Below are 13,193 nucleotides of genomic sequence, written 5' to 3'. Positions count from 1 at the left end.
AAGCAGCCATGTTATAGAATATCAGCAAGCAAGCGCGGACGGCAAAAAGGCCCAGGCATCGATGCTCGGGCCTTTTGCACCTTCAATCCAAATCCAGCCTGCTATCTAAAAACTATTTCTCCTGACAGAACGCGCGACTCCTGAAACCATGGAATGACGAGAAATGACATGGCGCCGCTTGAACCACAGGACGCCATGAAGGGTGAGAATGGTTTAGCCATGAGTACTGGAAGCATAAATTACAGCAATTTCCGCGGCGTTCTATTAGCTTTTGTTAATTTTAGCCTGGAGATGAATTGAAAGCAAAAGGATGTTTATCCTTTTCAGACTAGCGTAATAGCGCTAACCTGTGCTATTATCATACAAAAGCACGCGAAACACGTCAATGCACTTTCATAAGTCTTACATATTTTGCGATCTGTCAGACTTTTTAGGAGGGAAGTCCATGTATACTGGCAGCAATCCAACCGCCCTAAGGTCCCGCACCTGGCTCAAAGATGCTTTCTTGGACCTGCTTAAAGAAGAGAAGTATTCCGAGATCACCGTTACCGCCATCTGCCGCCGGGCCCACTTGTCCCGGCAGACTTTTTATCAGATCTTCAGCTCAAAAGACGAGGTCATGCACTACCAGTTCAGCTGCATGTTCATCGAGTTCCGCCGGCAGCACCGGGATTTGGACCAGATGCAGGTTAAGGAGCTGGTCACCGCTTCTTTTTATTTTTTCTACAAAGAGCGCGAATTTTTCCAAGAATTGATCGATAACGGCCTGAATGCCTTTATGGTCGATGAGTTTGAGCACTATCTACCCCAAATTTCCTGCTTGCAGGCCACGGCCAGGCAGGGACAGCACTTGGATTATTCCGCGGCCTACCTGGCCGGAGCCATCACGCAGATCCTGATTCACTGGTTTCAAAGCAACTTCAGCCTGTCGGTTGAAGAGATCAGCGGCTTGGTCACGGCCAAGATCAAGGGCAAATGGAACAAAGATGTCTGAAGAAGCCCAGCAACAGCGCCAGGCTTCTTTTTTCACGCTTTAGATGTTGTATAATTTTAAGCAAAAGCAAGCAGAAAATAAGCAGAAATAAAGGGCATGACGACGATGAGATTTAAAATGAGCCGCAGAAAGCAAGGAAAATGGCAGACCAGCATGGGACGCGACAAGTTCCTCCCCTGCTACTGGATCGGCGGCTTCTTGCTGCTCCTGGGCCTGATCGCCCTCTGGGTAAGACATGACGAGCAGACGGACAGCTACGCTGATCATGGCTTCACGTATAAGCAGCCCACGCTCACCTCGCCTGAGCATCAAGCTGCTTATCACCTGACCAGCAGCCAAGGCTGGTCCAACGACCTGCAGACGATCTATTATGACCAGCAGAGCCAGTCCTACCGGATCTACTTTTTGCATTCCAGAGATGGCGCCACCAAGCCTTTTGGCCCCAAGGGACAAAGCTGGACGGTAACTTCGACCAAGGATTTCATTCATTTTTCCAAGCAAAAGACCGCCATTAAGGCCACCTATTTGACCCACGCTGAGGCCTGGAAGTCAGCCTGGACCGGCAGCGTGATCCAAAACACCGGCTTGGTCCAGGGCGTGCCCAAGGGCGCGCCTGTGGCCTACTTCTCAGGCCTGAAGCGGCGCGACGGCTCCCAGAACGTCTGGGCCGCCTGGTCCAGCGACGGCGGCTTGACCTTCAGCCATCCGTTAAATGATGGCAAGCCCGTTTTGGACCACTCCTGGCCCTTTGCCTCCCAAAAGGCTGACCAAGAGCGGGATCCGGCAGTTTTCTACAATAATGGCAAAATGATCATGTATGTGGCTGAAGGCAACCAGTTCGGCGTCTACCAGTCCGCGAACGGCCTGACCTGGACCAAGGCTGACGAAAAAGGCGCGTCCAAGGTTCTGGGGACCAGCGTCCTGAACGGCTTCAACGAGCAAGACCAGCCCCTTGAGTGCCCAGTCGTCAGGTTCATGAAAAATGCCCAGGGGCAGGCCAAGACCGTCCTCTTCTTTGGGGCCAAGATGCCGCAAAACGGGCAGACCACGGGAACCTACTACATCGTGGGCCACTTGGACCAAAACGGCCTCTTCACTCCGGAAGGCTCCAGCCAGCGCCTGGACCAGGGGAGCGACTTCTATGGAGCCAACTTCACTGGCAGCCCTGATTCCGCTGCCCCAGACCAGGCCATCTATGCCATGGGCTGGATCGGCAACTGGAGCTATACGGCCAGCGGGATCTTGGCCGGCCAAAGCAGCCAGGCCAAGAAGTCAAGGCGCTTAGGCTCATACAGCTTGGCTAGAAAGCTCTTTTTAAACGGCCAGCAGCTGCTGCAAACGCCGGTGACGGCGAAACTGCGCGAAACGGCCGCCAAGAGCAGCAAGGGGCAGCTTTCCGGCAGCAACTGGAAGCAGATTGCCAGCCTGAAGCGCCAGCCCGCCAACAGCCACTACCAGTTAAAGCTGACCAAGTTCACGGGCACAGTCCAGCTGTTTTTGATCCAAGGCAGCGACCAGATCGAGCTGCAGCTCAACGCGGCAACTGGCACCTACCAGGTCACCAGAGTGGCCAACGAGCTGCTGGGCCAGGCCAAGGCCGACTACCAGGCTCAGCAAAACGGGCAGTTTCCGCCCAGCACGGAGCTGAATTTGAACGTCTACACGGACAAGAATTCAGTGGAAATTTTCTTTCCGGGCGGCCAGGCCTGCACCCTGGCCCGCTATTCCGTCAGCCGCCAGCAGGATCTGACCATCCTGGCCCAGGGCAGCCAAGGCCAGTTCACCTTCAGCTCCAGGCAAGCCGGGGCGGATTTGCCTGATTAAATCAACAAAAAAGCTTCTGCTCATGATATGACCCCCGAAATTAGTGTCCTAATTTCGGGGGTCATATCATCTTTCATTTGTTTCGACCTTTCTGTACTTTCTCAGTGACCGGCTCGCGGCATGTTGTCAAAGACCAGGCCCAGGATGGCGAGGATGATCACGCTGCCCCAGATTTTGGGACTTTTGGTGAAAAAGGCACACAGGATCATTACTACCAGCACCGTGAGCAGGTCGCGCGCGTTTTTTCGACTCATTAAATCCACCTGCTTTCTGACCATATTATAGCTTAAAACTGGACTTGTGGAAAAAGGCCGCGGCGATTGCCCCAATGCAGGAATGCGGCTGTTTTTCGAACTTAATGACACTGCCGTTGTCCCCTCGCGGGCAGCAAGTTATAAGATTTTTTCAAAAAATCTGCATCCCCGTAGCTACAATCGCTCTAGAAGCTATAATAATCATACTATTAGCAGTGTGCACATTAGGAGGAAGAAAATCATGTTTAAAAAAGCCATGATCGCGGCATCAGCCGCGCTGTGCCTGGGCCTTAGCGCCGGCCAGGTTAAAGCCGCCAAAGCCAGTTGGCAGATCAAGAACTACAAGGAAAGCAAGCGGTTCGCCAAGCGTTCAGCCACTTTCAAATACCAGCTCCCTGTCTTCAAGGGCAAGAGCAAGGCCATCAAGAAGATCAACCAGGCTCAGGTCAAGTCCTACCAAGCCGCCAAAAAAGATGCCAAAAGCCTATTCAAAGCCGCCCAAAAAGACAAGGGCAACGATTACGACTACTATTACGTCGTCAAGTCCAAGGTTACTTTCAACAAGCACGGCATCGCGTCAATCAAGCGCTCCAGCGACCACTACGCCGGCGCCAGCCACATCCGCTACGTTCATGGCGAGGCTTACTCGCTCAAAAGTGGCAAGCGCCTGTCCGTTTGGAAGGTAGTCAAGGGCGGCAAGAAGAACGTACAGGCAGCTTTGAAAAAGGAAGCCAGAGCCCTGGGGATGTCCGCGTCTGCCGCTGATTTGGTCGACTTGAATACGGTCGATTACTATATCAGCAAGAAAGGCACCGTCTACATCTACCCGCAGCTGACCGGTTCCCAAGCCACTAAGTCCGTCGCCGTCAAAGGGAGATACAAATAATAAAGTCAAAATAAAATATGCCAACTAACCAAAAAATCCGTTCCCAAGTTCTGGGAACGGATTTTTTACTCTAAGTCGGGATCGGCGGCTTGGCCATCATGCTTTTGCCACTGTTTAAGCATAAGCAAACTCGCTGCCAAGGTCAATCGGCCTGCTGGACAAGTTTTTTGAAAAAATGCTTCCGTCTAGCCACCAGACTGGCAAAAAAGAATATAATTTTATTAATAACAAGCAAAAAAATGAGGAAAAAATCATGACCGATAAGAAAATCAGAACTTTCGCCTTCGCGGTGCTGGGCCTAGGACTGGCCCTTACTGCCCACGCAGCCCACGTTCATGCCAGTTCCAAGGCAATTTATAAGCTGGAGACTGACCAGCAGGAATTCAAGATTGGCCGCCATGCGTTCACCTACTGCTACCAAAAGCCGGTTCTGGCTGGCAATACGAAAGCCATCAAGAAGATCAACGCTGCCTGGGAGAAAGACTATCAGCACAATCAGCATAACTTCGCCCTCCTGAAAGAGGCGGCAGTCGCCCTTAATGATCTCGACACCACCTGTTCCAGCCGCTTCCTGGTGACCGTTACCTATAACAAGCATGGGGTCATTTCTTTCCGGCAAGACGCGGAATTCTACCCTGTAGCCGCGGGCTATCACAAGTACAATGGCGGAGCCTACTCATTGACGACTGGCAACCGCATCCCCGTCTACGACCTGGTCAAAGGCTCCCGGGAAGTCGTGCTGGCCAGACTCAAGCAAGAGGCGGAGAAGCAGGACGCGCTCAACCTCTATGATGAAGCCGCCAGCAACCTGGACAAGCTCAACTACACGATTGCCCCCGACGGCATGGTCTACATCTACCCCCAGTTCTTCAAGGCCACGGGCCGGGACGCGATCGTCGTCAGCGGAATTTTTGAAAAAGAATAAGCTGGAGAAAAATTTCTGCCGCGGCATAGCCCAAACGAGTCGCGCCAATACAGCAAAAGCTGCATAGATGCCCTGGCAAGAAAGCCTAAGTTCACGGGCTTGCGGGGGCTTTGGCTGTCATTTTTTCCAAGACGCGGTCTGTGCAATAATCTTTTTTAACAGATCAGTGAATGCGTTAAAGGAGAAAAAATGAACACGAGCAAGGCAAGAAATTACGACCTGATTCTGGCTGACATCAAGCACGAGCTCCAGCTCGGCTATTTGACCGACTATGTTTGGTTCTACGATTCCCGCCGCTGCGGGCGGCATATTTTACCGGACGAGCAGGAGTTCCGCAGGATGCCTGACGGCTGCGTCTGCTTTATCCCCGTTGACCGCACCCTCGCCAAGTGCTGGCCGAATTTTGCCGCGATCAACCGCAAAAAGGTTACCGCGGCTGAAGCCTTGGCCTCACTGGAAATCGCGGCCAAAGAGCTTTGTTAGGAAAATTTGGATGAAAGATCACTGGTCTAGGAAAGCCTGCCATGCGTGTTAAGCGTGACAGGCTTTTTTGTTGGAAAATTAAGGATGCAGAATTGGCTAGTGAAAGGCTTGCATGGCGGGGATGCAATCGTCACGCCTAGCGCAAGAATGGCTCTACGGCGCGGTTTATCGGCTGCAAGCTGCAGTTTGCGGACACAATGGCCACTAGTGTAAGATGCCTGTTGGAAAATAAGCAGCAAAGGGAGTGAGCCCACCAAAAACAACGTTTCAAATGCATCCATTACTTTTCAAGAAAATAGTCCAATCCTTTGCAGGGGATTGGACTATTTTGGTTTATTTAACGTTTATTTTTGAGAACCAGTCCCCCCAAAAACCACCCCCAACTAAAGCAAAATCCGCATCCCCCTTCCCACTTTCTTTTTCGGCATTTTTTTGTCAAAATCTACTTAGCGAAGCGAGGTGCTCCTATGAAAATTATTATTTCCCCAGCCAAAAAGATGCAGGTTGACGCGGACTCTTTTTTGCCGCAAAGCCAACCTGAATTCATCACCGAAGCCAGCGAGCTGCTGGCCTTCTTGAAGACCCGGACCAAAGACGAACTGACGGCCATCTGGCAGGCCAGTCCCAAGATCGTGGATTCAGCCCTGCAGCAGCTGGACGCGCTAGACCTCAACCAGGCCCAAACGCCCGCGATCATGGCCTTCACTGGCATCCAATACCAATACATGGCGCCGGATGTGCTCCCGCAAGCCGCTCTGGACTACCTGCAGGAACATCTCCGCATCCTGTCTGGTCTCTACGGCAGCCTGCGCCCCTTCGATGCCATCAGTCCCTACCGCTTGGAGCTGCAAAGCAAGCTGACCGGGTTCAAATACTACAGCCTCTATGATTATTGGCAAGACAAGGTCTACCAGAGCCTGTACGCTGACAATGACGTCGTGGTCAACCTGGCTTCAAGCGAGTACTCCCGCCTGCTCAAGCCTTTTGTCACCAAGAATCAGCGCCTGATCGACATTGTCTTTCAGGAAAACAAGAATGGCCGCTGGCGCACGGCTGCAACCCACGCCAAGATGTCCCGCGGGGACATGGTCCGCTTTATGGCCGAAAAAGCTGTTATGGACGCGGAAGAACTCAAGAATTTTGCCGACTTTGGCTATGAATTCTGTCCACAGGCCAGCACGCCGGCCAAGTTCGTCTTCCGGACCGACTACGATTTCAAAAGAAAATGAAACGAGACTACATTAAAAATGTAGTCTCGTTTTCTTATTTCTCTTATGTCAAATCAAAATTTTAGTCCGGGAAAATTTCGTCCAACTTCTCGGCCAAAGTTCCATCCTTGGCCAGTGGCAGCGAGTCAACCTGCTTAAAGTGCTTGTCGCTAATGTCTCCCGCCTTGTCAAAGCCAAAAATGTATTCATGTGCAATCCGGTAGATGATCTCTGTCGGTGCCAAGCCGTATACCTGCTTTTCAAAGATGTGCTTTAAGCGGTCATGCTCTGAAGGATATAGCCGTTTCATCTCAGAAGAAGCCATCAGCCGCTTTACGATCTCGGTAATGTACAAACCGGACTTTACATAAAGATCCGCAAAAGTGGCATTAGCATCATCAAAGCAGTTAGGATTTTCTTCTTCCAGCATATCCACCATATCCTTCACAACCTTCTTAGGAGTAAAGATCTGGTTAGTCTTTTGCGGTGGAATATAGTCAAAAATATCCTCTTTATGGTCATCATCGAACCAATCAGCCAAATCCTCTTTCTTCTTCAAGAATTCAGCGCATGAATCGTTGAAGACCACCTTATCAAACAAGTGCCCGTCAAAGTGCTTGCGGTGCTCTTCGCCCGCTAGTTCATTGCCATTTTCATCTGTTTCTTGATAATCATAGCCATCTCGCAAGCGTCTGAACCACTCAATGGAAGTCCCTGTAACTTCTTCGAAAACATCCGGTGGTACAATCTTATCAAAGTTCTCCAGTCGGGTCTCCTGGTCTCCATAAGCCATCAAAAATGAAGGGATAGTTCGGGTAAAGCCTCTCAAGTGGTCACGGACAGAAGCTTCAATTTCACCCTTAAGCTCATTCTTCTTTTCGGTTTCTACTGTTTTAACAACAGTCTGAGCGGCTTGATCAATGAGTTTCTTGCTATTAACCTTCTTGTTAAGGTTTTCTAGCATCTCTTCCTTCATCTTCTGGCGCTCTTCATCATAGTGAGCATTAATATTGACAATATCAGCTATTGTAGCACCTTTTTTCTTTGCGTTATCCACAGCCGCTTTTGCCTCATAAGACTTCTGATTGTCCGCAATCTTCCAACTGCTATAAGTCTTAGCAACAATGTGATCCGTTGTGTTTCGCAATTGATGATCCAGCTTCTTTTGGGTTGACTTCTTCAGATCACGACCATAATGCTCCTTTGCTGTATTTACCAAAGTATCAGAAATTGGCTTACCGAATGTTTCTTGTAAGTTCTTAAGTTCTTTTTTCTCGCTATCTTCCTTAGTATTTTGAGTCTTAGTAAGCTGAGATATCGACTTATCAAGCTTTTCATCAACATCTTTGTAGATTTTTGGCCCAAAAACACCCTTAGCTGTACCAATTACTTCTTCATCAGAGATGTCTACTTCACCATCAGCGTTAATGTCCAGATCTTTCTTAGTGTCTTCGCCAGCATCAACCTTCTTAGGAGTTGGTTCTTCAATTGCTTCCCAGTTGTTGATCTGTTCTTGCACTTCCTTAGGAGCGCCAAAAATATTGGAGATATTGGTAAACAGGAAGTTGCTCATAAAGCCACGAGATACTACTTCTTTTGCGTGGATATGCCGAGGGATAGTCATAACCTTCTCGGCGTCCAGTTCGATCATTGAGCCATTATCATCTTCACCATACACAGGGAAGTAGTTAAGAAGCTCTCGAATATGCTTCTTTCGATGATCCACATCTCCCTTGCCCGCAGCAGTATCCGGTGACAGGTCGACAGCAAATTTCTCAAAGATATCCAAAGTTCTTGCTGGATCAAAGTCAAAGACGTAGGCGTTCTCTTTACGATATGAATCGCCATTAGCGTCTTGGAACAGACACGGATTCTGAGCACGGAAAGCCGCCTGCATGTACAAAGCTGGGCTCTTCATGTTCGAAAGCATCAAGACGGCAGTCCATTCCGGAATGGTGACACCAGTTGTCAGCTGTCCTACTGATAACGTAATAGTCTTATCGTGATTAGCAATTGCCTCTTTTACTTTATCGTAGGCCTTGATATTTTCATCATCTTCATCAAGCTTGCCATCACCAGCTGCCAAAACAATCTCATATTCCTTGAAGACATCATTTTCTTTCAACTTCTTAGCTAAGCATTTAGCAGAGCTAACCCGGTTAAGTAGCCAAAAAGTGTGCTTCAACTCATTTCTGAGTTCTGGAGTACTGAACGGGAACTTTTCCTGCGTTGTCAAAGCCGTTAGAAACTTATCCACATCTTCATCATGAACAAACTTAGTCCCAGCTTCATTGGTTTTAAAGAATTCATTCAAGTCAAAGGCATATTCTTCAACATCTCTGTCCGCTAATTCAATCCCAGCTTGTGCCTTATCCCGAACAATGTCGCTCATCTGGTAAGTCAGCATATTCAGCTTAGGCAGATTAGCATATGGATTCCCGTCTGTTGCATCGCCATCCCATTCTGCTTTCTTACGTTGCTCATCAGCATACGTCCAGTTGTAGATAGCATCATCATCAAACTTATCGTTGGCCAGAGCCTTAAATGGAGTACCCGACAAGTGCAAAGTGGCCTTACGCTTAATCTGGTCAAATGCAGCGTCAGTCTTGTAAGTATCAACACCTTCATGAGCTTCATCGATGATCAAGATATCCCATTCAGTGTGTGCTACCTCTTCCAGCTTTTCCTCGATTCCACCAAAATAGATCGATCGTTTCAAGTTTTGCAAGCTGACAAACTCAATACAGCCCAGGTCCTCATCATCTGACTTGATGGCCTTCTCTACGTACTCATCACGGCTAAAAACATATTTCTTATCCTTGATCCCGTCAACGACAGAAACGAACACGTAGCCCGACTGCGGCCCAAGGAAAGTCTCATAGTCGCTGTACCAGCTGTTAGCAATCGCCGGACGATTCGTGACGATCAGAATGCTCTTAGCCCCCATCTTCTTGCACAAATCATAGGCAGACAGCGTCTTCCCAAAGCGAGGCTTACAATTCCACAAGAACTGACCATCCTTGTGAGCGGCAAAGTAGCTCTTGGCTTTGTCAACCGCCTCTGCTTGTTCACTGCGCAAAGTATACGGAATGACAGCATCTGAAGGAACAGAAGTGGAAACTTCGCCATGGTTTTCCTGGAAGTCCTTAAAGTAATTCAATGCTGGATCCGGATCAATGTGAAACCACTCTTTTCCCTTCTTCCGCTCAACACCTTCCCGAGTTAGATACTTGTGGAAAGCTTTATCATCAAAAGAATCATAAGGCTCAGTTGTGAATTTGGCCAAGCGATGCCACCGAACTTTATAGTCGACATCAATCGTATTGGACTGTTCATGAATCCGTGTATCAACATCACGTTCAGTGTAACCGATCTTAGTCCAGCCATCATGAGCAGGAACACCCGGAGTTTGATAAGCATATATTTGCGGTGCTACTTTAGCAGCAGTCTTGATTTTCACACGCATCGTTACGCCATCTCCTTTTCCTTCATCATGTTGTTTATAAATTTTGACTCATCCTCACTTAAGCCAAAATGTTCATATAACATTTCATCTGTCCAATGCTGATTTAGGTCAACAATCGGTACAAATTGAAATTTATCTTTTGATAAATTAATCGAAGAAATGGCTTGAAGAAGTAGAAACCTAAAGAATTTGGTACATACGTACCTAGCAAAATTTTCAGCTTTATCTTTGGACAAAGACGCATACGCTACTAAATAAGAGTCGGTACACACCTCACCTGGTTGCAACACTTTAACTGTTGAAATAACTGTAAATTTACCATTCTTGTCGGGTTCTCCAGCATGTTCTGTTGTTAAACGGCTAATTATCACCTTATATCTGTTAATTAAGTCCTCGCCCTTTGTAATAGAATTGAATGGAACATAACCACGGCCACCGCTCGAATATACTGTACAGTCATCAGTAGATTTTTTATCCTTGGTTCCTCTTGCAGATGACGGCAGTCCAAATGAATTACGATAATCTACAGTTTCAGAGACAAGACTAGGATTATCTTTCAATACTTTGTGAAGAATATTAACCGATTCGTTATATCTAACGAGAACCGGAAACTCAGATAAATCTCTATTAACTGTTGATTTTCTGCCATCATGAATATTAGTAAATTCGCATGTTTTAGACTTCTTTAAGCCTGACCACAAAAAATAATTAACACCACCACCAATACTTGCATTCGGAAAACAATCTTTCGCATTAACAAAGTCAACAATTTTTACAAGATGGTGATCATTCAGCATTTCGGCTCTGAATGAATCTAATCCCTTTCCTCCGGCAAACCATTTTGACGGTGTAATTAAATCTATAGCACGGGGATTAAGCTTCTTAGCTTCATCAAAAAAATCTTGATATACAGGAGTTGCACTTGCACCTGCTCCACCATCACTCACTTGATAAGGCGGATTCCCAATAACATAGTCAAATTTCATTTTATATTCCTTCTTTCATCGAGTTATACGTTAGAGTTTTGTCTCCTCGCCAATCTCTAATCTTACATTCCTCATCGGGTTGGTCATCTTCTTCTATCCCCGTATCTTCACCATATAAACCAAGTCCTAGTTGCTCTGGCTCTCTAATTTTTCCGAATGGAACACAGCCAGTGAATCCATCCATCTGCCAGAAATTCCAAGCAATAATATTTGCCCATTCACGGATTTGCTTTTCATTAGTTTGACCGCCAAATCTCTGATCTCTATATTCACACAAGCTGTCTAACACGTTGATCCTGGCAATTACCAGGTTATCCCCTTGATATTCATAGCCGTAAGAAGATTGTAGCGCCTTTGTGCTCCATTTAAGCCATTCTTCTTCTGTCTCTGTGTTTTCCGATACAACCCTTAACTTTCTATCCAAGAAGCCAACTCTGTCCTTAACGGGGATTTCTTCACCAGTTGCCGTATCATATCTGCTCACAACAAAGGGAGCTTCACCACAGGTTATTTCTAATCTTCGCAATTTCACGTAGTCCTGCCAGCTCTGTCCTTCAGGGAACTGAATTTTTTCTTCACTAGTAATCCAAGTATGGTCTTCATTCTCAGTATTGAAGACTGCCTTGCGTCCAAACCAATCCTCATCACAATAGTTGTTCATCTGGTTGACAATCCAGCTAGGCGTAAATACCTCCGCCTTCGTTTTTGTCCGTTCAGCTTTTTCCTCAATGCTTTTTTCAACCCGAGGCTGTAACGAAATGATCTGTAATGTTTTCTCAGTAACACGAGTCTTGGCATCTATCGAATACGAATTGTAAATGTCAGTAGCAAAGATAATGTTCTTTCTAGTTGTCTTATCCTGTAACAGGATGTTTAAAGCGATCTCTACTGGATATGAGTCTAAATCGATCAGTTTCGCTCCCATATCGGTCCTTTCTTGCTTGTAAAAGCATTTCTTATAACATTTATTTTAGCGTATTTTATACGCTCCAACTTACAAATAAAGCATTGTGTTTATTAAAATTCGTGGCACACACAGACACACAGTTTTTAGCCAAAGAAATGCTGATATATCAAGCTTTGTAAGCTGGTTAGTCATAGCAGCTAACACAACTTTTATTTTGGATTTTACTCCAGTGTGCCAACCGTGTGTCTATTTCATTTTGCTTCAAATCGTTTCAAACTATTTCAAAGTTGTTCAAAACAGTAAAAAAGCCTATCATCACGGGCTTCTTTAGCCTTAGATGATAGACTTTCTTACAACTGTTTAATTCTCTTAGTGCCAATTATTGGTTACGTTTTTCAAGTTTAAAATGCTGATATATCAACGTTTTGAGGACCTAACCAAGAAATTGGTTAGGTTTTGGTTAGGCGTCTTGAGAAGCTAAAAACTTTTGCATTTCAGCCGGATCTTGGCTTGCATGAATATAGGTCCGTTGAAGTTGGCCAACGGAATTGCCGAGTCGATCAGCAACGAGCGGCAATTTTCCTGAATTTGCCCACTTGCTTGCAACGGTGTGTCGGCAAGTATAAAGTGTAATACGCTTTTCAAAGCCTAGCTCATTACATAGGTCATGTAAAAGTAGTCTGGGTGAGGTTTGTGTAATAGGTATGCCTTCACTTGCCTTTTTATAGTCGGTCATAACTGGAAACAACAAGTCCCCCCATGAACTAATACCTGCCAAAGTCATATAAGACTTTTGGACTTTTTTATACCGCATCAAAAAGTCATACGTTTCTTGAGTCAGTGGAAGAGTTCTATGAGTCTCACCGCGCATTCTTCCTTTCAAAGATAGCGTGAAAGACTTAGCTTTTTCACTCCATGCCCGACTTAAAAGAAAAGTATGTTTTTGATATGACCCCCGAAATTAGTGTCCTAATTTCGGGGGTCATATCAATTGTAAAATTAAACTGAACACTGTTCCGATCCAGTAAGAAAAATCGTTTTTACTAGATTAGAGCACAAAAAATCCATTTCAACCATCTGGTAGAATATGAATTACCACAAACATTTCTAGAGAGGTTAAAATGGATCATTCTTATTCTAACACTAAACCACACCAAAAGGGCAAGCACCTTAAGCTGAACGACCGGACTACAATCCAGGAGCTGCACTCTAAGGGCTACTCTAATCGTGCTATAGCTAGAGAACTTAACTGCTCACCAA

General features: G+C 46.5%; 12 protein-coding genes. 7 read left to right on the top strand and 5 right to left on the bottom strand.

Annotated elements, in window-relative coordinates; translation table 11 throughout:
* Positions 1 to 445 precede the first annotated feature (445 nt).
* Both FYJ62_RS04060 and FYJ62_RS04055 read left to right on the top strand, forming a co-directional pair.
* Entirely contained in the window at positions 446 to 994 is a 549-nt protein-coding gene (locus FYJ62_RS04060) for a TetR/AcrR family transcriptional regulator (protein ID WP_195837386.1), read from the top strand.
* A 117-nt stretch (positions 995 to 1,111) separates the two neighbouring features.
* The gene (locus FYJ62_RS04055) at positions 1,112 to 2,818 is read left to right on the top strand and encodes a GH32 C-terminal domain-containing protein (protein WP_195837385.1); all 1,707 of its coding nucleotides are present in this window, start codon (positions 1,112 to 1,114) and stop codon (positions 2,816 to 2,818) included.
* A 101-nt stretch (positions 2,819 to 2,919) separates the two neighbouring features.
* Here the strand turns inward: FYJ62_RS04055 and FYJ62_RS04050 are convergent, their stop codons facing one another.
* The gene (locus FYJ62_RS04050) at positions 2,920 to 3,072 is read right to left on the bottom strand and encodes a hypothetical protein (protein WP_154548000.1); all 153 of its coding nucleotides are present in this window, start codon (positions 3,070 to 3,072) and stop codon (positions 2,920 to 2,922) included.
* Between the two features lie 241 nt (positions 3,073 to 3,313).
* Between FYJ62_RS04050 and FYJ62_RS04045 the strand changes: the two genes are divergently transcribed.
* The 4 genes from FYJ62_RS04045 (at position 3,314) to yaaA (ending at position 6,595) form a co-directional block, all read left to right on the top strand.
* Entirely contained in the window at positions 3,314 to 3,958 is a 645-nt protein-coding gene (locus tag FYJ62_RS04045) for a PdaC/SigV domain-containing protein (RefSeq protein ID WP_195837384.1), read from the top strand.
* A 253-nt stretch (positions 3,959 to 4,211) separates the two neighbouring features.
* The gene (locus FYJ62_RS04040) at positions 4,212 to 4,883 is read left to right on the top strand and encodes a hypothetical protein (protein ID WP_154547996.1); all 672 of its coding nucleotides are present in this window, start codon (positions 4,212 to 4,214) and stop codon (positions 4,881 to 4,883) included.
* 189 nt (positions 4,884 to 5,072) lie between these two features.
* Complete coding sequence (locus FYJ62_RS04035; RefSeq protein ID WP_154547994.1) at positions 5,073 to 5,366, top strand: hypothetical protein; 294 nt, start codon at positions 5,073 to 5,075, stop codon at positions 5,364 to 5,366.
* Positions 5,367 to 5,833: 467 nt separating this feature from the next.
* Positions 5,834 to 6,595, top strand: coding sequence for a peroxide stress protein YaaA (gene yaaA / locus FYJ62_RS04030; RefSeq protein WP_154547992.1), 762 nt, complete (start codon positions 5,834 to 5,836; stop codon positions 6,593 to 6,595).
* Between the two features lie 61 nt (positions 6,596 to 6,656).
* Here yaaA and FYJ62_RS04025 read toward each other — a convergent pair whose 3' ends face one another.
* The 4 genes from FYJ62_RS04025 to FYJ62_RS04010 form a co-directional block, all read right to left on the bottom strand.
* A complete protein-coding gene (locus FYJ62_RS04025; RefSeq protein ID WP_154547990.1) occupies positions 6,657 to 10,040 on the bottom strand; it encodes a DEAD/DEAH box helicase family protein in 3,384 nt (1,127 codons plus the stop codon).
* A 2-nt stretch (positions 10,041 to 10,042) separates the two neighbouring features.
* Positions 10,043 to 11,026: an Eco57I restriction-modification methylase domain-containing protein gene (locus FYJ62_RS04020; RefSeq protein WP_154547988.1), complete on the bottom strand. Its 984-nt coding sequence runs from the start codon at positions 11,024 to 11,026 to the stop codon at positions 10,043 to 10,045.
* A 1-nt stretch (position 11,027) separates the two neighbouring features.
* Positions 11,028 to 11,951 carry a restriction endonuclease subunit M gene (locus FYJ62_RS04015; RefSeq protein ID WP_154547986.1) on the bottom strand — a complete coding sequence of 308 codons (924 nt, stop codon included), beginning with the start codon at positions 11,949 to 11,951 and terminating at the stop codon, positions 11,028 to 11,030.
* Between the two features lie 442 nt (positions 11,952 to 12,393).
* Positions 12,394 to 12,804 carry a site-specific integrase gene (locus FYJ62_RS04010; RefSeq protein ID WP_154547984.1) on the bottom strand — a complete coding sequence of 137 codons (411 nt, stop codon included), beginning with the start codon at positions 12,802 to 12,804 and terminating at the stop codon, positions 12,394 to 12,396.
* A 250-nt stretch (positions 12,805 to 13,054) separates the two neighbouring features.
* Between FYJ62_RS04010 and FYJ62_RS04005 the strand changes: the two genes are divergently transcribed.
* Positions 13,055 to 13,193 (top strand): helix-turn-helix domain-containing protein (locus FYJ62_RS04005; RefSeq protein ID WP_154547982.1); only part of this gene is annotated, 139 nt, incomplete at its 3' end.

Origin of the sequence: Lactobacillus porci, assembly GCF_009695985.1 — a bacterium.
Classification (GTDB): Bacteria; Bacillota; Bacilli; order Lactobacillales; family Lactobacillaceae; genus Lactobacillus; species Lactobacillus absianus.
Note: the sequence above shows the minus strand (reverse complement) of the source record. Positions and strands in the feature narration are given on the sequence as shown.

Excerpts from the sequence above, each read along its gene's own strand:
- FYJ62_RS04060 (WP_195837386.1), top strand. The coding sequence starts at position 446 with ATGTATACTGGCAGCAATCCAACCGCCCTAAGGTCCCGCACCTGGCTC.
- FYJ62_RS04055 (WP_195837385.1), top strand. The coding sequence starts at position 1,112 with ATGAGCCGCAGAAAGCAAGGAAAATGGCAGACCAGCATGGGACGCGAC.
- FYJ62_RS04050 (WP_154548000.1), bottom strand. The coding sequence starts at position 3,072 with ATGAGTCGAAAAAACGCGCGCGACCTGCTCACGGTGCTGGTAGTAATG.
- FYJ62_RS04045 (WP_195837384.1), top strand. The coding sequence starts at position 3,314 with ATGTTTAAAAAAGCCATGATCGCGGCATCAGCCGCGCTGTGCCTGGGC.
- FYJ62_RS04040 (WP_154547996.1), top strand. The coding sequence starts at position 4,212 with ATGACCGATAAGAAAATCAGAACTTTCGCCTTCGCGGTGCTGGGCCTA.
- FYJ62_RS04035 (WP_154547994.1), top strand. The coding sequence starts at position 5,073 with ATGAACACGAGCAAGGCAAGAAATTACGACCTGATTCTGGCTGACATC.
- yaaA (WP_154547992.1), top strand. The coding sequence starts at position 5,834 with ATGAAAATTATTATTTCCCCAGCCAAAAAGATGCAGGTTGACGCGGAC.
- FYJ62_RS04025 (WP_154547990.1), bottom strand. The coding sequence starts at position 10,040 with ATGCGTGTGAAAATCAAGACTGCTGCTAAAGTAGCACCGCAAATATAT.
- FYJ62_RS04020 (WP_154547988.1), bottom strand. The coding sequence starts at position 11,026 with ATGAAATTTGACTATGTTATTGGGAATCCGCCTTATCAAGTGAGTGAT.
- FYJ62_RS04015 (WP_154547986.1), bottom strand. The coding sequence starts at position 11,951 with ATGGGAGCGAAACTGATCGATTTAGACTCATATCCAGTAGAGATCGCT.
- FYJ62_RS04010 (WP_154547984.1), bottom strand. The coding sequence starts at position 12,804 with ATGCGCGGTGAGACTCATAGAACTCTTCCACTGACTCAAGAAACGTAT.